Below are 20099 nucleotides of genomic sequence, written 5' to 3'. Positions count from 1 at the left end.
CGTTGCCGCCCAGCCCTTTTCCTTCCGGTTGCCACTCCATGTGCCGGCGATCCAGCTTCGCGCCCGATGGTCGACGTCATTGCAGCGTCAGCCCCTTCGTCTGCGTCTGGCGGACGGTCTCGGCCTCTTTGAGGGCGGCGGCCGTGCGTTGCTGTGCGGCGAGCTGCTGCGCGGTCCTGAGATCCGGCCAGGCCGCTTTCAGATCCTCTTTCTGCGCGGCGTTCATGCCGTCCGAAAGCGTCTTGAACGCCTCGCCGTCCGCTTCCCTGGCAGCGATGCCGGTAAGGCTGCGCTCGCCGAAACGCTCGGAGACGGCGCGAGCAAATCCTTCGAGCTCCGCCTCGACCATCTTGTCCTCGAGGGCGAACTCAAGCGCCGACGGGAGATCGTTGCGGTCGATGGCGTCGCGAATGCGTTCGAGCGTCTGTTTCGCCGACGGCGACAGTGCTGGAATGTCGACCGCGACCTTCAGCCTGGTGGCGCGCTCCTCCGCCTCGTAGCGGTGCTCCGCCTCATTGCGCAGACGCAGATAGCGTTCGAGGTCGCGGGCAAGCGCCTGTGCGTTCTTGCCGGCCAGCTCGCGCTCCTGCTTGTCGGCGCGGCTGGCGAGAAGACCCGTCTTTCCCTTCAGGGCGCCGAAACTGTCTGGCTTTTCGGAAAGTTTCGACAGGGTGGTCGCGGCGGCTTGCCTGTCCTTCAGCATGGCGTCGACGTCGACCTTGCGGAAGGAGGATTCCGGATCGGAGAAGACGAGGCGAAAGCGCGTGGAAACCTCCTCCCACTGCTTCTTCAGGGCGGGATCGGCAACGAGCTTGTCCTCGATGATCTGGCCGATTGATTTGGCGAATGTGGTGATGCCGGCGACCATCGGTTTTGCCTCCCGGACGATGTTGGACATGGCGATGTTGGGCGCAGCCTGTTTCGGACGAGCGCCAAGGCCGAAGCGGGCGCCGACGGCGGCGAGGCGCGCGCCGAGATCGGCGAGCTTTTGCTTCTGCCGGGCGGTCCAGCGGACCTTGTCCGCGACGAGCGTGCGGGCGACGCGCATGAGATGAAGGCCGCGCGTTTCGGAGAAGCGCAGCGCGGCGCGATAGGAAGATGCGCGCTCGTAGTCGAGCGTCGTTTCCTTCGAGCCGTCGCGCGACAGACGCTCGCTCAGCCTCCGCATCGCGAGGTCCCGGATCGGCACGACCTGCCAGCTATTGCGCTTGGCCGCAGTCCCATCCGGCAGCGTCACCGTCTGCGCGCCCTTGTGCTCGAGACCGATGCGATCGCCGATCTCGGGATCGGCTTCCTTCATCGCGCGAGCGAGGTCGACGCCCCAGATCGTGCGCTGCTCGCCCTCGCGGTAGGACAGCGTGACGAAGTAACTGTCGCGGTTCTCCGGCTTGTTCTCGAAGGGCGCTTCGCCATGGTCGACCAGGACGCCGCTGGCCCGATTGGCGAACTCCGCCATACCGACATAGAGCTCGGCCGTCTCGCGATGGCGCGTCATGGCGACATAGGTGAGGTGCCGGTCGAGCGTGCTGGATGCCAGCACCTTCACGCGGTCGACGGTCGCGCCCTGCGACTTGTGAACCGTGGTCGCATAGCCGTGGTCGACATTGGCATAGAGATGCTGCTCGACCGTGACCCGGCGGCGGCTTTCGCCTTCGCCGATCTCGGTGACGATCCGGCCGGCGGCGGCTTCGATGACATTCGCGAGCATGCCGTTCTTCACGCCGAGCGATCCCTCGTTCTTGAGGAACACGATGCGGTCGCCGGCGGCGAACTGGCGGATGCCGTCCTCCGTTCGGAACGCAAAGCCCTTGCCGACCAGGTCGCGCTCGACCAGTTTGGCGCGCGCCATCTGGTTGAGCTCCCGCACGTCCCGGCGGCGATGGGCGAGAATGAGGCTGGACTTCGCGGGATCGTAATCCCGGTTCCAGTCCTCGATCAGGGCGCCGATCGCCTCGGCCCGCGTCCATTCGGTTCGCACCATGCCGGCGTCTTCATAGGCGTCGAGGGCGCGCGCCACGTTTCCACGCGCAAGATCCAGCGAGGCGTCGCGCATCCACTGCTCGCGCTGACGGTAGACGGTTTCGAGTTCGGCGTAGCCGATGCGGTCGGCAATCGCGCGGAAGGCGGCGCCCGCCTCGATCGGCTGAAGCTGATCGGGATCGCCGACCAGGACCAGCTTGGCGCCGGCCTTCGTCACCGTTTCGACGAACAGCGCCATCTGGCGCGACGACACCATGCCGGCCTCGTCGAGCACGAACACGGTCTTGTCGTCGAGCTGGTCGCGACCCTTGCTCCAGGCGAGCTCCCACGACGCAAGCGTGCGCGACGCGATGCCGGCTTCCTTCTCCAATCCCTCGGCCGCCTTTCCCGCGAGAGCGGCGCCGACAACACGATACCCGGCGGCTTCCCACACCTCCCGCGCGGCCTTCATCATGGTGGTCTTGCCGGCGCCGGCGCGGCCGACGACAGCCGCGATCCGCGCCTTCCCGGCGACATGGGCGACCGCGTGGCGCTGCTCGTTCGAGAGCCTGGAATGGCGCTCGAACGCCGCCGACAGCACGGGCTTCCGCACGCCATGCGAGGAACGGCCGGCAAGCCAGATTGCCTGACGCGCCATTCCGGCTTCGAGCGCAATCAACTCGTGCGTGGTGTATTTCGCGGGCTCGCGGGCGCCCGACGCAAGAGCGATATGCTCGCGTTCCAGACGCAGGACTTTCGGGTCCTGGAGGATGCGCGCCATCAGATCCTGGAAGGTCGCGGCATCGTCGACATAGCGATGTAGCACCTTGGCAATGTCGCGCTCGGTGAAGACGCTCATCTCGCGCGTGACGACATCCAGCACGATCTCCGGGCGCCGCAAGATCCGCTCGCGGTTCTCGGCCTTGCGCTCCTTGAACAGCGCGATGCGCTCGAGGTCGGGCGGCGTTCCAGCCGTCTTGCTCTTCCGGTCGATCGCCTTGGTGGCGACTCCGATATGGGTGGTCGGCACAAGGTCGATGCCGCGCTCGGCGTAGGAGCGGCCGTCGACGCGAATGTCGAGCCCCGCAAGCGCCAGATGCTTGTTCTGAAGGGCGAGCCATCCCTCGCGCTGTTCGAGGAAGTCGGCTTTGTCACCCGACCAGAGGCGATAGGCGATCTTGCCGGCATCGTTGCGCAAGATCGCGCCGTCCTGGCCGATCACCGGCACCTTCTTCGGCCCGAACCCATCCTCGCCGAGCGGGCGCAGCGTCGTCATCAGGTGGATATGCGGATTGCCGGGCTCGTCATGAAACACCCAGTCCGCCACCTGCCCGCGGGCAAGCACCTGGGTCGCCACGAACTCTTTCACCAGCGCGATATTCCGGTCGACATCGAGCTCGACCGGCAGGGCGATGATGAATTCCTTGGCGAGCTGCGCGTCGGAGCGCTTCTCGAAAGCCTCGACCGCGTTCCAGAACGCTTCGGCAGCACCCGCCACCGAGCGGTCGGCGATCATGGCCTTCGCCCATTCCGGCGCATCGGGCGGCAAAAGGAACTCTTCGTGCCGCAGGCCGCGCTTGGCCGAATAGTCGACCGTCCGCCCCTCCGCCTGATGCTCCATCCGCGCGCAATGCCGGTACGCCGCCGACAGCACGGCGCTGCGGCCGGAGCCGCGCGAAATGAGCTGGGGCGTGAAATGCGTGATGGCCAAGGCGGCGCGATCTCCCGGTCGAGGACGAAACAGACATGTTCGTCGGGAGTGGCGGCGGGGCGCCACCAGACCGGGACAGCCCCGGTCGGTGGCCAAGCAGGACGTCGCGGCAGCGACGTATTACTGCGCCCTTGGACCGCTCCTTCGGAACGGCCGGGATGATTTCAGGCGGCGTCGGCCTTGCCGACTAGCTTTTTTATTAGTCGCCCCATCGGGCGGCTTCCGGGATTCTCCATGCAGACCAGCAACGCTGACCGGCATGGAGAATCCCCCGGAAATGAAGAAACCGTCGTCGAAAATCCGCGAAGAAATCGCCCGCCTGCAGGAACAGTTGAAATCCGCCGAGACACGCGAGGCCGAACGGATCGGGCGCATTGCGCTCCGGGCCGGGCTCGGCGAAATCGCGGTCGAGGAGAGCGATTTGCAGGCGGCCTTCGAGGAACTCGCGGCAAAATTTCGCGGGAAGGGCGGAAAGGCGACCGGAAGAAAAGGGGGAGCCGATACCGGCAGCGAGAATGGCGACGCCGGCGCGAAGGTCGCGGCTGGCGCGTCTGCGGATGGCGCTGGCGAGGTGTGAACGCATGCGCCAGGCGTCATCGACCGAAGCCCGCAAGAAGGACACGCGCGAGAAGATCGAGCTCGGCGGCCTGATCGCCAAGGCGGGTCTTCGCTATGAGAAGCGCGCGGTCCTCCTCGGCGCGCTGATCGAACTCGGCCGCAGGCTGAAGAACGACGAAACGGAACGGGCGCGGCTCGCCGCGATCGGCGCGGAGGCGTTCGGCCGTGACGGCGAATAGGCTCCTGCTGCTGATCGTGCCGATGGCGCTGATGCTCGGTGCCATCTTCGGGCTGAACGGCGTCGGACAGAGCCTTGCCGTTCTCGGCAAGACGGAGGCGCAGCGCCTCCTCTACGTCCGCGCCGGGGTCGCGATGCCCTATATCGTGACAGCGGGAATCGGCGTCATCTTCCTGTTCGCGACCGCTGGCTCCGCGTATATCCGCGCGGCTGCGTGGAGCGTCATCGCCGGATGCGTGTCGGCGATTTCCATCGCCATCGCACGCGAGGCGATGCGCCTGTCCGCGCTTCCCGCAAGCGCCACGTCCGGCCGCTCGCCGCTGGCGCAGATCGATCCGGCGATCATGGTGGGAGCCGGCATCGTGCTGATGGCCGGCATCTTCGCGCTGCGCGTCGCGGTGAAGGGCAATGCGGCCTTTGCCGCACCGGCCCCGAAGCGCGTTCGCGGCCGGCGCGCGCTGCACGGCGATGCCGACTGGATGCCGATGCCGGAGGCCGCAAAACTCTTCGGCGAGGCCGGCGGCATCGTCCTTGGCGAGCGGTATCGCGTCGACAAGGACAGCGTGGCCGCCGAGCCGTTTCGCGCCGCGGCCCGAGAGAGCTGGGGGCAGGGCGGCCGCGCGCCGATGCTCTGCTTCGACGCCTCCTTCGGCTCCTCGCATGGCGTCGTCTTCGCCGGCTCCGGCGGCTTCAAGACGACATCCGTGACGATCCCGACCGCGCTCAAATGGGGGGGCGCGCTTGTCGTGCTCGACCCATCGAACGAGGTCGCGCCAATGGTGATCGACCATCGGCGCGCTGCCGGACGCACCGTGCATGTTCTCGATCCGCGGGAACCGGGAAACGGCTTCAACGCCCTCGACTGGATCGGCCGCTTCAGCGGCACGAAGGAGGAGGACATCGCCGCCGTCGCCTCATGGATCACGAGCGACAGCGGCGGGGTGCGCGGCGTGCGCGACGACTTCTTCCGCGCTTCCGCCTTGCAGCTCCTGACCGCGCTCATCGCGGACGTTTGCCTGTCGGGGCATACGGAAGAAAAGAGCCAGACGCTCCGCCAGGTCCGCGCCAACCTGTCCGAGCCGGAGCCGAAGCTCAGGGCGCGGTTGCAGGAGATCTACGACAACTCGACATCGCAGTTCGTGAAGGAGAACGTCGCCGTTTTCGTCAACATGACGCCGGAGACATTCAGCGGCGTCTATGCCAACGCCGTGAAGGAAACCCACTGGCTATCCTATCCGAACTACGCCGCGCTCGTGTCCGGCTCGACCTTCGTCAGCGACGACCTCGCCGGCGGCGACACCGACGTGTTCATCAACCTCGACCTGAAGACGCTGGAGACACATGCGGGGCTCGCCCGCGTCATCATTGGCGCATTCATGAACGCGATCTACAATCGCAATGGCGAGGTGAAGGGACGCGCGCTATTCCTGCTCGATGAAGTGGCGCGTCTCGGCTTCATGCGGATTCTTGAGACGGCGCGTGATGCCGGCCGCAAATACGGCATCACGCTGCTGTTGCTGTTTCAGAGCATCGGCCAGATGCGCGAAACATATGGCGGCCGGGACGCCGCGAGCAAATGGTTCGAGAGCGCGAGTTGGATCTCGTTCGCGGCGGTGAACGACCCGGAAACCGCCGACTACATCTCGAAGCGCTGCGGCATGACAACGGTCGAGATCGACCAGGTCAGCCGCTCGTCGCAGGCGTCGGGTTCGTCGCGGACGCGATCGAAGCAGCTCGCCTCGCGGGCGCTGATCCAGCCGCACGAAGTGCTGCGCATGCGCGCCGACGAACAGATCGTGTTCACCGCCGGCAACGCACCGCTGAGGTGCGGCCGCGCGATCTGGTTTCGGCGCGACGACATGAAAGTCTGCGTCGGGGAAAACAGGTTTCAACCGGAAGGGAAACCATGATGGGCGCGCGCGGCACGTTGGTCGGCGCGGCATTGGTGCTCTCCATGACCGGCATCGTCTGGATCGTCAATGACGACCGTTTCGGGCGGCCGGCTGCAACTCCGCATGAGGACCGGTCCATAGAGGAATTCACGATCCCGCCTTTGCCGCCGATCGATACGCTCCGGGCGAGGTTCGCGCTCTGCGACGGACCGATCCGCACGAACTGCGTCGTCGACGGCGACACCTTCTGGTTCAAGGGGGACAAGATCAGGATCGCCGATATAGACGCGCCGGAAATTTTCTCGCCGCATTGCGAGGATGAGAAGCGTGCCGGCGCAATCGCGCGGGATCGCCTTCTCGTCCTGCTGAACGCCGGCGGCTTCAGCCTACAATCGGGATGGCGCGACACCGATCGCTATGGCCGCAGGTTGCGCACGGTCACGCGGGACTATTCCTCACTCGGCGAGATGCTCGTCGAGGAGGGCCTGGCCCGCCGCTGGAACGAGCCGGCGCGCGATTGGTGCGCGTTGGATTGAGCCGGCGCGACAGCCCGCATGTTCGTCGGTCTCGCCGGCATGGCCGGCGACGGCCGAAGGATCGTCGGCGTATCATCGCCAACATGAATCAATGAGCCACGAGCGATTCAGAAAACCAATTGGACGTCGACTCCCGGCTGAGAGATTCTGTCGGCATGATCGCACAGCCCTATCAGCTCTATGTCGAACGAACCGACACGGCAAAGAACATGGCGAGGTTCTACGCCATGAGCATCGAGCCGACCCTGTTCGGCGATGTCTGCCTGACGCGCCGCTGGGGCCGGATCGGCGCGCAGGGTCAGATGATGGAGCATCATTTCCTCCGCGAGGAAGAAGCTGTCGGACTGTTCCTCGACCTGCTGCGCCAGAAGCGCAATCGCGGCTATCGCCCCACCGGAAAAGCTGCGCAGGCATAGCCGCGCCACGGCGGGCGCCCACGTTGGCGGGAACCTCGCGTGATGGCGAGTCGGCTCCGACCATACGGCGCCGACGCGACGGCGGCGCCGGCTCAATGAGCCGGCTGGCGATCGTAAGGATTGTATTCGTGGATGATGTCGAGGTCGTCGCCGTCGTCGATCTCGTGGCTCGGCAGGACGCCGTATTCGCCGGCGACTTGAAAGAGCGTGACGGGGACCATCAGGGTGCGGGCGAGGTCGAAAGCGTGGTTCTGGGCGAGGGAGAGGTCGTGCGCCATTTTGAGGCTCCATCCGGAGCGGGCCAATTCCCGCTGATGGCTCCTCGAAGGTCCGGCCCCGGTCGCGATCACCGCGCGGGCGCAGCCACGCGGCCGCACGCTCGCGTAGCGGACCCTTCATGGGTTGATCGTGGAAGATCCGGGGATGGACCAGGACGCCATCAGACCAAGCGGGATTGGACCGCCTCCGGTGCGAGCCGTGCCGGGCGCGATCTTTCCGTTCCCCGGATGAAACGTCGATCCACGCGACGTCCCGAGCCGGTCCAGCGCGGAGCCTCCGTCCTGACCCGCAACGGCTGTCTGTCGACGGCGCTGCATATCGTTCCCGGCCACGCCGACACCGCATTCACGAAACGCTCGACGATCCGTCGGTAAGACGGCATGCGGTCCAAGGTGTGGGATCTCGCGGGCCAGACCGAAGCCGGAGCCACTTGCCTGAGCAGCAGCCGCAGGCCGCCCTTCCGGAGGCCGAGCTATGACGCCGGAGAGACGGTGCGACAATAGTCCGTCAGAAAGATAACCTACGGCCCCGCCAGGGGCGGTAGCCGGCACTGCGAGAGGATCGTGACCCGAATGGGCCGAAACCGCGCAGCGGGTTCGGTTCGCGCAGCGAATAGAGCCGTGCCCCGAAGGGCCTCGCCCAAAATCAACCGATGTCGAAGTGGATGCCGGATTGAAAGATGATCTGTATCGACAACAACCAGACACCACCCCCAACCATCGGCTCCCGTCGAGGCAAGAGACAGACAGACCAGCGGATAAAGCTTAAGTCGAAGACGATGCTTCTGGGAAGTTGGCGCGCAGATACTCAGCAGCCGCTTCAGCTGTCGGGAACGCAGCAAGTTGGCGCGGCTCTTCGTCAGGCCGCTGCGGCTGCCGGATCACCGTCACCTGACCGCCTTCAAGACAGGCGTTGGGCCGCTCCCGGAACTTCAGCCATTCAGCCTGCTTCGCTTCGGCCAACGCGCAAGCAGCATCGTAATCGTCCGCGAAACCGAAATGGGTTGAGCGATCCCACGCCCCGCCATTCAGGCATCGGACCTCGATGCGACCATCCGGTCGTGTGAGGCCGTAAGGGCGATCCCACCATTGATCGAGCTGCGCCTTGCTGCGCGTGTCGTTCGGGGTCGCGTCGAACGTCTTGGGCAATTTGGGGTCGAGTGGAATCCGGTTCGGCATGGAGATCCTCAAATTCGGAAAGAAATTGCCAGAGAGCGAGACGAATTGGGAGAGTAAAATTCGCTTGAGGGCAGACGATTCATGCGCCGCCGACAGGGACACGGGCGCCGGCTATGGCGCCCGCAGGGTCACGCGGAAAAGCCTCCCTCACTGGGGAGGCTCCTCCGCCCAGGTGGCGAGGATCGCGTCGCGCTCGGCGATCGCCGCCGCCAGCTCGGCCTCGATCAGGCGCCGCTCGTCGGCGTAGACGGCGTTCCTGAGCTCGGCCCGCAGTTCCTCGATATGCTGTTCGATCGACATCGTCGTCTCCTTGATGTTTGTGAAAGACGACACCACCGGTCATGGTGGTCCGGAGGGATCAAGGATCGCGCAGCGACCGCCGGAGGCGGCGAGTGGGGGAGCCGATTTTCTGACGTCGCCCCTCGCGGGCGGCGGCTGAAAATTGGGGGCACCGCTCGTCCTTGATGCCTCCGGAGCGCCATGGCACCCTTGGACGAACTGAGCAGTCCCCCGTTCCCGGTTGTGCGCCCGGCAAGCCGGAAGCGGGCTCGATGCCCGGTTCCGGCTTCATTCAGCGCGCAAGAAGCCCCGCCCTGGCGGCGGGGTTCCTGCGTCGCGGGGATCAGGCGTCCCGCTTCGGGCGGTTCCAGATCAGGGCATAGTTCCCTTCAGCCTCGTTCGGCCAGAGCGCCGCCGTGATCGGGGCGTTGAAGCTCGGGTCGTCGAGCTTGACCGAGATGTAGGGCTCGCCGTCGTTGGAGACCGCGTTCCAGCCCGCGCCGACCTCGACACCGTTGCCGGCCGTGATGCGGAAGTCGGGAGCGTCGCGGGAGACGCGCTCGATCGGGTTCAGGCGAGCCCGGAAGCCGACGGTGAGAGTACGGACGTTGCCGGTAATGCCGTTGCCGTTGGAGGTGAAGGTGCCGATGACAGCCATGATAGGTTCCTTTCCGGTTTGCTCGGGCCGCGCCTGTCGTGGCCTCGATGACGGTGAAAGGACCGGAGGCGATCGACCCCGCACCCGGAGGGCCGGAACGAAGTGGAGGGCGGCCGGGCACGGCAATTTTGCTTCGCGATGCAAAGGCGGGCTTGCCCGCCGGCGGAAAATAGCCGGGGCCGGCCGTTGCGAGAAGGCGATCGAGACGCAGTCGTCCTTCGGTCACACCGGACTCTTCGAGGTCTGCGCAGGCGCCTCCCGAACCACAAGGCGAGAAGGAGCCTCACCACGGCACCCGCTCATCAGTGGTGTTCAAGGACCATGTCAACGGCAAGAACATCACCGGCCCGCTCTTACCGCCTCCCGGATGCCCGGCCACGCCCGGCCCCTCGACACCTTCCGCTATAATCCGTCCGCATCATAGCCAGCGACCCGCGAGAACCAGCCAGCATGGATGAGCTCCAGCGTCGGCCAGCCCTACATCACGCTCACGCCGGCATCCCCGCTTGACGACGCTCCATCCGGTGGTGCGGCCGGGTGAGATGGAAAGTGACTATGCGCTGATCTAAACGCAAGGGTGCGCACCCCGCCGACGCGGAGGTCCCATTCCGGCGCGTCACGCCGGGCGCTCGGCGATGAGCGATGGGTAACACCGCGCCACCCAGGGGCAACCTCAAGCCGGATCTACGACAGATCGTCCGGCCATTGCTGCGCTCCGTGAAGAACACGCAGAATGCGAATTGCCTCCGCCGCAACCGTGTAGGCCGCAATATACGGCGTTCCGGTCACGACAAGCTCACGTGTTCCCGAGACCCGGCCGGGCCGGCCGCTCTCGGGGAAGTCGAGCAGACGGCGAGCCGCCGCGACGATTCGTTCGTCAATCGCGACAGCGGCGGCGGGATTTTCCGCCTCGATATAATCGAAGATGCCGTCGCGATCCGCGAGCGCGAAAGCCGACCAGGTGAGCCTCATGCTTTGAGATCGCCGGCCTTGCGGCGGGCAGCGGCGCGACGCTCGGCAAAATGCGCCTCGACCTCATCGTCGGGAAGGTCTGGCCGTGTATCTTCCAGCGCCTCGCGCACCTTGGCCCGAAACCAGGTATCATGCGCCTCGCTGCTCGTGACGAGCTCGAGGGGCAGCACACCCTCGTTGGCGGTGCGGGTGAGGAGAATCCGAACCGCATCCGATACCGTGAGGCCCATGTTTTCGAGCACGGCGGCCGCCCGGTCGCGGATGTCGGCGTCGATTCTGGTCTGGACGAGTGCGTTTGCAGGCATGCTCGTCTCCTTTCTCGATTCAATGTAATGCAATTGAATGACGCTTGCCAGCCCACTACAGGCCGCACATGCCCTCGCACTCATTCGGCCAGAGATCGAGCTGGCCTCGATCGGCGGCCGTCGACAAATCGGCCTGGTCGAGCGGTACGCATGAGCGATGCAGGAACACCTCGCCGCGTATGCCGCGCAAGCCGGTGCGAAGCGCCTTGTCGGCCGCGACGGCATCGGCCCATGCCTCCGGATCGTGGTCGCGCATGCGGCGCCAACGCGCGTTGTCGTGGAAGGGGCATCCGATGCAAGCCGACTTCGGCGGCTCGGGATAGCCATGCCGGCGCAACCATGCGAGACAATCCTGCCTGCTCATCCGCTTCTCGATCAGCGGGAAACGCTTGATCTGCCACGCCTCGAAACTCGGCTTGGCACGAATGACTTCGTCGCAGGAAATGCCGATCCACTGCTCGACGACGGGATACGCCGGCGAGCGTTTACGGGTGAGGTCCACGAGCTCGCGCACCTTCCGGCGGATCGGCACGATCTTGAATTCCGTCGTGCATTGGCGACGGATCATGCCGATGGAGACGGTCTCCGTCGTGGCCCGGCGCGAACCGATCTCGACGAGTTCGCCATCATCGTCCTCGTCGAAGACGGGAACCAGCGCGCCGGCGGGGGTGACGGTTTTCGCGAAGGCCGGGATCGAGGCCCAGCGATTGCCAGCGCCGGCGGCCAGCAGCTCGTCGCGGATGTTGCCGGCCGAAACGACATGGACCGGGAACGGCAACACGTTGCCGGACATCAGCCAGTCGAGATGGTCGTAGACGGCGCTCGGTTCCCAGCCGGTGTCCGCGAAGATCGCGCAGTCGGGCATCGGCCCGATCTCGCCGTGGGCGGCGAGCAACGCCATCGTGGTGGATTGAACGCCGGCGCCGAGGCTGAGCGCGCGCAGGCGGATGGGGGAGGGCTGGAGGCCTTCCCGATCAGCAACCGGAGAGAACAGCATCAGCCTTTCTCCCCGCCGTCGCCTTCGATCCAAAGACGGAGGTCGCGCCGCATCAACCCAATCGGGCCGTTGATCTCGGTGATCCGCGCGTCGCCGGCGACATAGCCGCCGATGCGGAACAGCTCGACGAGATGGCGCATCACGTCGCGATAGAGGTGGCCACCGACAAGAGCAACGTCACGGAAAGTCTGACGCCCGTGATAACCGCAAAGGCGATGGATGTGCATTCCGGGATGCTGCCCAACCTCCTCAATCTGGTCCTGGGTCTCGGGACGCGGCCAGCGCGTCCCGAGATTGCCAGCCTTCATGGCCGCGGCCATCTGCCGGGTCATTTCGGCGTCGTACATCGCGATCGGCGTGGCGGCCGCACGAAAGCCGAGATGGGCGGAGAGGAATGCGACCTGAGCTTTCTCGCCATGAGGGTCGACGGCGCGCAGCGTCCGCCACAAGGGACCGTCATAGCGTTCGATGGCCAGCATGGTGGCCGGGCCGTCGCGCTTCGTCGTTGAACAGGCGAGGATCAGCAGGCGCTGGGAGGGGAGGACAGCCATTATGCTGCCTCCCGCTCGTCGGCAATCGACGGCTGCCTATCGTGCAGATAAGTGACGGCGCGTTGCGCATGGGCGGCGGCCTGGAAGATCGCCTTCTTGTCGTCGGCAAGGACGGCCAACCAGGAATCGAGGTACGATGCGTGATCGGGTCGCGGCTCGAGCTCCGGAACAATGCCGAGATCCGCACAGAGGAAGCAGCTTCCGAGTTCGGCAACCAGCTCCTCGCGCGCCCGCTCGGTGCGATCCTTGCCGTAGCGCGACAGATCGCGGTTCACGCGATGGGGAGCTGCCGTCCAGTGCGTGGCCTCATGGCTCAAGACCGCGACGTATGAAGCAGCATCCCGGAAAGTTGCAACAGGCGGCATCTGGATGAAGTCGCCAGCAGGAGAATAGAACGCCCTGTCGCCACCATGCCGAATCACCGCGCGGGTGTTGGCGAAGAAACGATCGACATGCTCGATCCGCTCGACAGGATCACGGACAGGCTTGGCCTGCGCATAATATTGCGCGGGCAGCCCGTCGATCTGCGCGACATTGAATGCGGTGTAGGCTTTGAGGAACGGGATTTCCCGGTCGAACTCTTCACCGGCGACACCGACTTCGGTCTTCGTGAACCGGCTGGCGAAGACCACCATGGTTCCGCTCTCGCCCTTGCGGACCGCGCCTCCAAGCTCAATGGCCTGCTTGAACGTCATCCAGATGGGCGCTGAAAATCCGCGCGCCAGGGCTTCCGACCAAAGCAACAGCACATTCATGCCGCTATAGGGCAAACCGTTGTGGCGGAGCGGGCGCGTCACGCGGCCAATAGCGTTCGCCGAGTTCCATGGCTGCATCCATGGGCGCACGCCTTTTTCGAGATCGGCGACGATGCGTTCGGTGATCCGCGCATAGATGTCGGTGCGCGAGCCCTTTTCCTTGCTGGTCATGTTCTCAAACCTCCTTGTCGGGGCCGCGCCCATCGCGGCCCGTCGCGGAGGTCCGTGGCCGGGGCGATCAGGAGGGGCGCGCACCCGACCGGGCCCGTCGCATCGCGACGGGCGGGAAGGGCCGGAACGAAGTGGAGGACGGCGAAGCCGTTGCGCGGGCCACCGGCCCCGGCAGGACCGCCAACCGGGACGGGCCGCGGTGGGCGCGCTCCTCCGCTTTCTTTTTGCCCGCTTGCCCATCCCGATCTGGCGCAACGCCACAGGCCGCGCTATATATCTGACTAGCTGACTAGGTAGAAGTGCGAGCCAATGAGCAAGCAGGCGGGACTGAAGAACATAAAGAAAGCCGGACGCCGCCCGGCGGCGGGACGGTGGAAGCTCGAGGACGCGAAAGCGCGCTTCAGCGAAGTGGTCCGCCACGCGCGCGAGGATGGTCCACAGCGTGTGACCGTGCGCGGCCACGATTCGGTCGTCGTGATGAGCGTCGAGGAGTTCGAACGCCTGGTGCCGGAAAAGCCGACGCTGCCGTTCGTCGAGTTCATGGAGAGCCTGCATCTCGGCGGGCTCGATCTTGAGCGCGAGATGGATCGCGGCCGGGATGTCGAGCTTTGAGGGGCTGGCTGCTCGATACGAACGTCGTCGCCGCTCTGATCAATCCGCAGGGTGCGCCGTCGGTCAAGAGCTGGGTCGCGGGACAGGAAGAAGAGACATTCTTCATCAGCGTCCTGACGCTTGGCGAATACGACAGGGGAATCCACAACCTTCCCGACGGTCATGCGGAGCGCCCGCGTTATATCGCGGCGCGCGACGCGTTGGCCGAACGCTTCGGCGATCGTGTCCTTTCGCTGAGCGACGAAGTCGTCCGGCGATGGGGAAGGGTTTCGGGAGAGGGCAAGCGGGCGAGCGGACACGCCCCGCCAGTGATCGACACGATGCTGGCCGCGACGGCGCTCGAACACGATCTCTATCTGGTGACGCGCAACGTGAAGGACGCCAGGCCATCCGGCGTGACGGTGTTCGATCCGTGGAACGACGATGCAGCAATGTTTCCGCTGAGCCCCAAAGCCGGGCGCGTGCGATAGCGACATGCGAACAGGCTGGCCCCTTGCGGGACCGGCCTGTTCGGCAAGGAAGAAGGGGGCGAGGCCGAAGCCTCGCCCGACGGGCGGCTCAACCGAGGGCCGCCATCTGCAATTCGGCCGCCTTGCGGTCGAGGGTCTGGCCGGGATGCTCGACCGGACGCTCGAAGGGCTTCCAGCGCTCGCCAACGATCTGCTCGTAGGCGGCGACTGCGCCTTCGGCGGCCATCCGCAGGGCATGGGCCTGGAGCCCCATGTCGGCGGCGAATTCGCGCTTGCGCTGCGCGGCGCTGTCGAAACCGACGGGGCCATCGAGGTCCTCGTCGCGCAGGTCGTTGGCGGCCTTGGCCGTCATGTCGCGGGCTTCCGTCACCGCGCGGGAGTAGAATTGGCCGGCCCCATGGGCGGAGCCGACATAGGCCCCGACGATGCGCTGGAGGTGGATCTGCATCGCGCGCTCGCCGAGGCCTTCGCCGAGCGCCTCGGCGGTCTCGACGATCATCCGCTCGTGCAGGTCGCGGATGCCGTCGCTGTCGAGCACCGGCGATCCGAAGCTCTCGGCGATCATCAAGGCCTGGGCCGCATCCGGGCAGGCGAGCCGGACCATTTCGAGGGTTGTGCCCTTGCGAAGCTGGACGACGCGGGCGGTCTGGCGGGGAGCGGTTCTGGACATGCGGATTTCCTTTCCATCGGTTGTCCCGAAGGCTCGTACCGGCCCTTGCCGGCCCTCCCTTCGGGTGAGCTCGTGGAAAACCGGCGGTCAGACGGACGCTTCAGGGTCCGGGGCGACCAGGTCGAGCGAAGCCGGCTTGCGGGCAAGCGGGGCCTACGGCCCTGCGCCAACCCGCGGGCCTGCTTTGCCGAGATCGGTCGTTCCGGCCGCAACGCGGCGCGAAGCGGCCTTGAAGCGGCCGGCCGCCGGTTTACGAGCGCAACCTCAAACCGAAGGGAGAGCTGGCAAGGATCCGCGTCATCCCGGCGACCAAGCGCAGGAAAGGGGGGCATGTCCGGATCTCCGCCAGATCGCGGCGGCCGGCCGCAGCATGGGCCTCGGCGTCAATGCCCGCTCTTCCCGGATGTGCGACCGCCGATCGCCGGGCGCTGACATTGCCGCCCGACAGCGCCGCCGCCCTCACGCAGCCTGCGATGGCGAAGAGCCGTGCCGCTCGCGAAAGGCCGCGATCGCCCGATCCTGCCGGGCCAGCTTCCGCGCGAGCGCGTCGATCTCCGGCTGCCGCTCGGCCGAGAGGGCGGCGAGGTTTGCACGGTAGCGTTCGAGGAACGCGCCCGGATCAGGCGGCTTTCCGCGCCGATAGGCCGTGCGGCGCGGCTGCAATTGCGGGATCAACGCCGTCATGCGGCGCGTGATCTGCCGGTCGATCATGTCGAGCTGGCGCTGCGTCTGCCTGCGCGCCTCCTCCATCCGGGCGAGCTGCGCACGGCGGTCAAGAGAAGTGGTCATGGCGCGCTCCCGCGCCTGGCGACGAAGTCCGAAGGGCCGTCCCATGCGCGATGGCGGGCTTCGTCGATGACGAAGCCGAATTGCCCGACCCGATACTCCGTCGACGGCACGAGGAAGCGTCGTTCCTCGACTGCCTGGCCACGCTTCCCGCCGCGCGTGGCGACGCACTCCACGGAGCCCTTCTCATGGTCGGACGTGATCGCCGCGATGACGATCCAGTCGGCCGCGTGCTGTTTCTCGAAAGCAACGCGATCCCGCTCGCGGGATTCGCCAGGTCCAAGGACCGTACCGAAGATCTTCTCCCAGGCATCCGGCCAGCTATCCTTGATGGTGCGCCCCGCGCAGCGGCGTTCGAAGCTGGTGAACAGATGCGGGAAATGGATCGCGACGATCGCCCAGCACTCATCCTCCTCGTACCAGCCGCCATCGGCGCGCAGTATCGGATGGACCTGCGCATTGCGCTCGGCCGATAGGTGAAAGCCGCCGTGACTGGCCGTGTCATAGAAGATGACGCCATCGGCATAGATCGTCGCGCCCTGCGAGGCACCCCACGGCGTGCTCGCGGCGATCCGCGCATCGCGGCGAGCGAGCGCCTTCTTCTCCTGACTGTGCTCGGCCTGTTCGAGGACCGCATTTCGGAATGCCGCCGCATCGGCGAGCTCGCCGGAATGGCCATAAAAGTCGTTACGGGTCCATTCCGGCATGGGCCTGCGGATTCGCCAGCCTGTCGCGAGATAGTGCTTGCCGTCGCTGGCCGGGACCATGGCGAACGCATTGTCGCCGACGAGCGCGACGGCCATGCCGTCAGCGCTGCGGCCAAAAGAAACCCCCGAAATATCGGGGGTTTCGAGATTGCCGTTCAGGTGGGTGAGCGCGTTCATGCCGCTGCCCTCCCCTCGATGACGTCGGCGCCGACCTCGTCGGCGGTGACTTCTTCGAGCACGGCGCGGGGATAGCCGTGGCGTGACAGCCACTCCTTCGCGTCGGCCTCGTGGGTCGCGAGATAGACGAGTTCGGCGTGATCGCCGGCACCGGCGAACACACGGACCGAGCCGATGGCCGGACGTTCGACGATGGTGAAGTGGAGCTTCGAATCCAGCGAGAACGTCCGATGGACGCGGATGGCGATGACGCCGCCGGCGCCATAGTCGGCCTCGTGCAGCGTGAAGCAGGCGGGCACCGCGATGTTGCCGACGCCTCGTTCGCCCTGCTTGCGGGTCAGCCGACCCCGGCTGTTGTTGGACCGCCAGGTCGATAGCTTCTTGTTGAAGCGCGCCGGCGGTTGCGGCGTGCCATCGGACCAGGCGACGATCGAACCGATGGGTGCGTTGTCGAAGATTGTATGCGCGGACATGATGTCCTCCGTGTTTGCGCAGGTGTGGAAACAGAACCGCCGCCGGTTTGGCCGGCGGCGGTGGATCATTCGGAAGGTGAAACGGGGGCGGCGCTATTCGGCCGCCTCCAGATATTCGCCAGCCTCCTCATCGGCCGGGTCCTCTGCGACCATGTCGATGTCCTCCCCCGGCTCGTCATCCTCGTTCGCGGCAGCGTGGGAGGACAGCCAGTGCGAGAGGCCGGCGGCATCCGGAGCGAAGAGCGCTGCGGAATGAACGAAGTGCCCTTCCTTGAAATGCTCGACGAGCGCTGCGCGCGTGTCCTTCACCCTCTGGCGCGGAAGGACCGGCGTGTCCTTGCACGAGGCTTCAAGCGCGGGACGCGACAGGCACGAGAGGAAGTCCTCCGTACCCATGTTCGGCAGGAACGCATTCGCGCCGATCGCCTCGCCCGCGATGCGGGCGACGATGCCGCTCTTGCTGGCGTTCTCCCGGCAAGAGAACACGTCGATCAGCATGGAACGGGCCACGACGCGCAGCGTGTCCATATCGAAGGCGAGCTTGCCCTCGGCATCGAACAGCATGACACCATGCCTGGCGAGCTTGCCGTGGCCGTAGTTGCCGCTGCCTGCGCCCCTCGTGACCGACACGTTCTGCCCCGCGAAGGCGAGGATCAACAGCGCCATCAGCATGTCATCCTCGATCGGCGCGCGGCCGAGCGCTTCGCGCAGCGCATCGGTGCGGTAGTCGCCGATCATCTCAATGCCCTTGTGCGTGACATCGGGACGGGGTTTCGCGACAGAACCAACGTCGTTCTCGTCAGTGCCGTGCGAACCAGCCGCCGACTTCCCCTTCGGCTTCTTCGGCTCGGGCATCCGGTAATGCACCGACTGCACCTTGCCGTCGCGATCAATATACATAGCCGTGCAATCGCCCTTGCCCGGTTTGCCGTGAACGCGCTCGGCCTTCCTGGGCAGTTCGGGCTGACCCCAGCTATTCTGCTCGGTGATGATCCCCTTTTTCGGGAGATGGTTGGTCATCCATTCCTGCTGAGCGCCGAGGAACGCCTCGACATTGGTGGTGTAGCGGCTGTCCTGATCGGCCGGCGCGAACAGATCCTCGGTCCATTCGATGCCATAGGCCTGGGCCAGATCGTCGCCGAAGCTGGCGTCGCGGGCATACATCCGCTTCTTCTGCAGCGCCTGCGCAACGCTCCACCACGACACCTGCGGATCACCCTTTTTCGGCTTGTTCGCCTTCCAGACCTGCTGCTGCTCCTCGAGCGAAGCCGCCGCGATCGTACGAAGCTGCTGCTCGTTCGGCATGTCGCCCCTGGCCATCTGATCGAGCATCGCCGGCAGCACGTTGGCGAGCAGGCGCAGCTTCTTGATCTGGCGGACCGGCAGTGCGAGCGCCACGGCGATCGCTTCCTCGGTCCAGCCGAGCGCGACAAGCCGCTCGATCGCGCGCCATTGGTCAACGGGATTAAGCGCCTCCCGCGCCAGGTTCTCCACCATCGAGCGCATGGCGCCATTGTCGTTCGCGGCCTCGACGACCAGCACGTCGATTTCCTCAAGACCCGCAGCGATCGCCTGCTTCACGCGCCGATGGCCGGAATCGATGATGTAGCCATTGCCGCCGCCGGTTTCGGGCGCGATGACAGGAGGCTGCACGATGCCGACCGCCTTGATGGTCGCCAGCAGCAGTGCATCGGCCTGCGGCGTGGATTTCGTCTGGCGCATGCGGTCGGGATTCTCCTTCAGCGCACGCGGGTCGACCTTCATGAGACGCATGGAATTGCTCCTTCAAGGGTTGCGGACGCGGCCTTCCGCCCGTCCTTTTGTCGTCTTCTTCCCGAAGACACCCTCCGGCCCGCGGAGCGGGCAGACCGGCACAATTGCGGGCGAGCATCCCTGCCCGGTCGGACAAGCGGGGCTCACAGCCCCGCGAAGGACGACGGGACGGGATCGCGCTGGCCGCGATTGAGCGACAGCGTTGCCGGTCAGGCCGCTCTGCGAGGAGGTTTCCCCCTCCTTTTCTCTATTTCCTGCTTTTCGTCCGGAACGCTCTGACCTCAGCCAGGTCGTAGGCTCGGTTCAAGCCGCGAGCGCGCTCGGCGCTGCCGCATCCTCGACGTCGAGCGCCAGAGCCCGCTCGATCTCCACGAGCTGCCGACGCTTGTCGGCGAGTTCGTCGGCGAAGGCGAACTCGCCCTCCCCCCGAGACTGATAGGAGGCGAGCCGGCGGCGCGCATCGGCAAGACGCTGGCGATAGCGCTCCTGCTCCCCCTCGAAATCGTCGAGCGCATGTTCGAGCCGGGCGACCGCGCCGAGCGGCGTCACCGTCATGGGCAAATCGATCTCGTATTCGGCGTTGGTTCGCAGCAGCATGGTGGTGTAGCGATAGCCGTCCTTGCCGAAACGCTGGCCTTCATATTCGAGATCGAAGCCGCCGACCGAGGCGATGATCGCCTCGCCCTCCTGCTGCAATTGCACGAGCGTCAGAATCTCCTTCATCAGAGCCCTGCCCGCCTCCTTGCGCCCGGCGTAGGAGGTGTCCGTCACGTTCATCGTGAAAGCAGCGCCGTCGGTCGGAACAAGACGCTCGATGTCCTGGCCAATTTCCGCGATGCGGCGCGTCGAGATGTCGATATCGCGCTCGGCATCGCGAATCTGGCCCAATGACCTCATAGCTGTTGAAAAACGACAACGAAAGGAACATTCCGGCAACGACAGTTGAAGGTCCGGTTAGGATTGGCGTGATGGCAGA

The 20099-nt window shown here is 65.8% G+C and carries 22 protein-coding genes and 1 pseudogene; 7 read left to right on the top strand and 16 right to left on the bottom strand.

Going from position 1 to position 20099, the window contains the following annotated elements:
- Positions 1–76: 76 nt before the first annotated feature.
- Positions 77–3670 carry a Ti-type conjugative transfer relaxase TraA gene (gene traA / locus C7450_RS31430; RefSeq protein WP_068184828.1) on the bottom strand — a complete coding sequence of 1198 codons (3594 nt, stop codon included), beginning with the start codon at positions 3668–3670 and terminating at the stop codon, positions 77–79.
- Positions 3671–3947: 277 nt separating this feature from the next.
- On the opposite strand from traA, the gene traC reads away from it, so the two are divergent.
- The 5 genes from traC (at position 3948) to C7450_RS31405 (ending at position 7310) form a co-directional block, all read left to right on the top strand.
- Positions 3948–4247: a conjugal transfer protein TraC gene (gene traC / locus C7450_RS31425; RefSeq protein WP_068184830.1), complete on the top strand. Its 300-nt coding sequence runs from the start codon at positions 3948–3950 to the stop codon at positions 4245–4247.
- Between the two features lie 4 nt (positions 4248–4251).
- Positions 4252–4467 (top strand): type IV conjugative transfer system coupling protein TraD, encoded by a 216-nt coding sequence (gene traD, locus C7450_RS31420; protein ID WP_068184833.1) that lies wholly within the window; start codon positions 4252–4254, stop codon positions 4465–4467.
- Positions 4454–6376, top strand: coding sequence for a Ti-type conjugative transfer system protein TraG (gene traG / locus C7450_RS31415; RefSeq protein ID WP_068184836.1), 1923 nt, complete (start codon positions 4454–4456; stop codon positions 6374–6376). Before traD ends, traG begins: the two co-directional genes overlap by 14 nt.
- Positions 6373–6894, top strand: coding sequence for a thermonuclease family protein (locus C7450_RS31410; protein WP_082736915.1), 522 nt, complete (start codon positions 6373–6375; stop codon positions 6892–6894). Before traG ends, C7450_RS31410 begins: the two co-directional genes overlap by 4 nt.
- Before the next feature lie 155 nt (positions 6895–7049).
- A complete protein-coding gene (locus tag C7450_RS31405) occupies positions 7050–7310 on the top strand; it encodes a WGR domain-containing protein (RefSeq protein WP_068184839.1) in 261 nt (86 codons plus the stop codon).
- Between the two features lie 92 nt (positions 7311–7402).
- On the opposite strand, the gene C7450_RS31400 is transcribed toward C7450_RS31405, so the two are convergent.
- The 9 genes from C7450_RS31400 to C7450_RS31360 all read right to left on the bottom strand — a co-directional run bounded on the left by C7450_RS31400 (position 7403) and on the right by C7450_RS31360 (position 13455).
- On the bottom strand, positions 7403–7588 hold the full coding sequence (locus C7450_RS31400) for a hypothetical protein (protein ID WP_068184842.1): 186 nt from the start codon (positions 7586–7588) through the stop codon (positions 7403–7405).
- Between the two features lie 765 nt (positions 7589–8353).
- Positions 8354–8767: a hypothetical protein gene (locus tag C7450_RS31395; RefSeq protein ID WP_061027528.1), complete on the bottom strand. Its 414-nt coding sequence runs from the start codon at positions 8765–8767 to the stop codon at positions 8354–8356.
- A 147-nt stretch (positions 8768–8914) separates the two neighbouring features.
- On the bottom strand, positions 8915–9067 hold the full coding sequence (locus C7450_RS34220; protein ID WP_170147543.1) for a hypothetical protein: 153 nt from the start codon (positions 9065–9067) through the stop codon (positions 8915–8917).
- 322 nt (positions 9068–9389) lie between these two features.
- Complete coding sequence (locus tag C7450_RS31385; protein ID WP_068184848.1) at positions 9390–9704, bottom strand: DUF736 domain-containing protein; 315 nt, start codon at positions 9702–9704, stop codon at positions 9390–9392.
- A 684-nt stretch (positions 9705–10388) separates the two neighbouring features.
- The gene (locus tag C7450_RS31380) at positions 10389–10676 is read right to left on the bottom strand and encodes a type II toxin-antitoxin system RelE/ParE family toxin (protein ID WP_061021135.1); all 288 of its coding nucleotides are present in this window, start codon (positions 10674–10676) and stop codon (positions 10389–10391) included.
- Positions 10673–10981: a type II toxin-antitoxin system RelB/DinJ family antitoxin gene (locus tag C7450_RS31375; RefSeq protein WP_068184851.1), complete on the bottom strand. Its 309-nt coding sequence runs from the start codon at positions 10979–10981 to the stop codon at positions 10673–10675. The genes C7450_RS31380 and C7450_RS31375 overlap by 4 nt, the downstream gene beginning before the upstream one ends.
- Positions 10982–11036: 55 nt before the next feature.
- Entirely contained in the window at positions 11037–11978 is a 942-nt protein-coding gene (locus tag C7450_RS31370) for an adenine nucleotide alpha hydrolase family protein (protein WP_068184854.1), read from the bottom strand.
- Positions 11978–12529, bottom strand: coding sequence for a hypothetical protein (locus C7450_RS31365; RefSeq protein WP_068184857.1), 552 nt, complete (start codon positions 12527–12529; stop codon positions 11978–11980). Before C7450_RS31365 ends, C7450_RS31370 begins: the two co-directional genes overlap by 1 nt.
- On the bottom strand, positions 12529–13455 hold the full coding sequence (locus tag C7450_RS31360; RefSeq protein WP_061021127.1) for an ArdC family protein: 927 nt from the start codon (positions 13453–13455) through the stop codon (positions 12529–12531). The genes C7450_RS31365 and C7450_RS31360 overlap by 1 nt, the downstream gene beginning before the upstream one ends.
- Before the next feature lie 309 nt (positions 13456–13764).
- Here C7450_RS31360 and C7450_RS31355 point away from each other — a divergent pair, with 309 nt between their 5' ends.
- Positions 13765–14067 carry a type II toxin-antitoxin system Phd/YefM family antitoxin gene (locus tag C7450_RS31355; protein WP_068184859.1) on the top strand — a complete coding sequence of 101 codons (303 nt, stop codon included), beginning with the start codon at positions 13765–13767 and terminating at the stop codon, positions 14065–14067.
- On the top strand, positions 14064–14537 hold the full coding sequence (locus C7450_RS31350; protein WP_068184862.1) for a type II toxin-antitoxin system VapC family toxin: 474 nt from the start codon (positions 14064–14066) through the stop codon (positions 14535–14537). Before C7450_RS31355 ends, C7450_RS31350 begins: the two co-directional genes overlap by 4 nt.
- A gap of 88 nt (positions 14538–14625) precedes the next feature.
- Here C7450_RS31350 and C7450_RS31345 read toward each other — a convergent pair whose 3' ends face one another.
- From C7450_RS31345 to C7450_RS31310, 6 genes and pseudogenes are all read right to left on the bottom strand, one after another.
- Positions 14626–15207 carry a hypothetical protein gene (locus C7450_RS31345; protein WP_068184865.1) on the bottom strand — a complete coding sequence of 194 codons (582 nt, stop codon included), beginning with the start codon at positions 15205–15207 and terminating at the stop codon, positions 14626–14628.
- Positions 15208–15666: 459 nt separating this feature from the next.
- Positions 15667–15996, bottom strand: coding sequence for a hypothetical protein (locus tag C7450_RS31335; RefSeq protein WP_068184868.1), 330 nt, complete (start codon positions 15994–15996; stop codon positions 15667–15669).
- On the bottom strand, positions 15993–16877 hold the full coding sequence (locus tag C7450_RS31330; RefSeq protein WP_068184871.1) for a DUF7007 domain-containing protein: 885 nt from the start codon (positions 16875–16877) through the stop codon (positions 15993–15995). Before C7450_RS31330 ends, C7450_RS31335 begins: the two co-directional genes overlap by 4 nt.
- Positions 16874–17350, bottom strand: a complete 477-nt coding sequence (locus C7450_RS31325; RefSeq protein WP_068184874.1) for a hypothetical protein — start codon at positions 17348–17350, stop codon at positions 16874–16876. Before C7450_RS31325 ends, C7450_RS31330 begins: the two co-directional genes overlap by 4 nt.
- 93 nt (positions 17351–17443) lie before the next feature.
- Positions 17444–19123: a ParB/RepB/Spo0J family partition protein gene (locus C7450_RS31320; RefSeq protein WP_068184876.1), complete on the bottom strand. Its 1680-nt coding sequence runs from the start codon at positions 19121–19123 to the stop codon at positions 17444–17446.
- 303 nt (positions 19124–19426) lie between these two features.
- Positions 19427–20005, bottom strand: a pseudogene (locus C7450_RS31310) (lactate dehydrogenase); the annotation flags it as partial.
- Positions 20006–20099: the final 94 nt, after the last annotated feature.

Origin of the sequence: Chelatococcus asaccharovorans, assembly GCF_003201475.1 — a bacterium.
In the GTDB taxonomy this organism is placed as follows: Bacteria; Pseudomonadota; Alphaproteobacteria; order Rhizobiales; family Beijerinckiaceae; genus Chelatococcus; species Chelatococcus asaccharovorans.
This window is presented reverse-complemented; position numbering and strand designations above follow the sequence as displayed.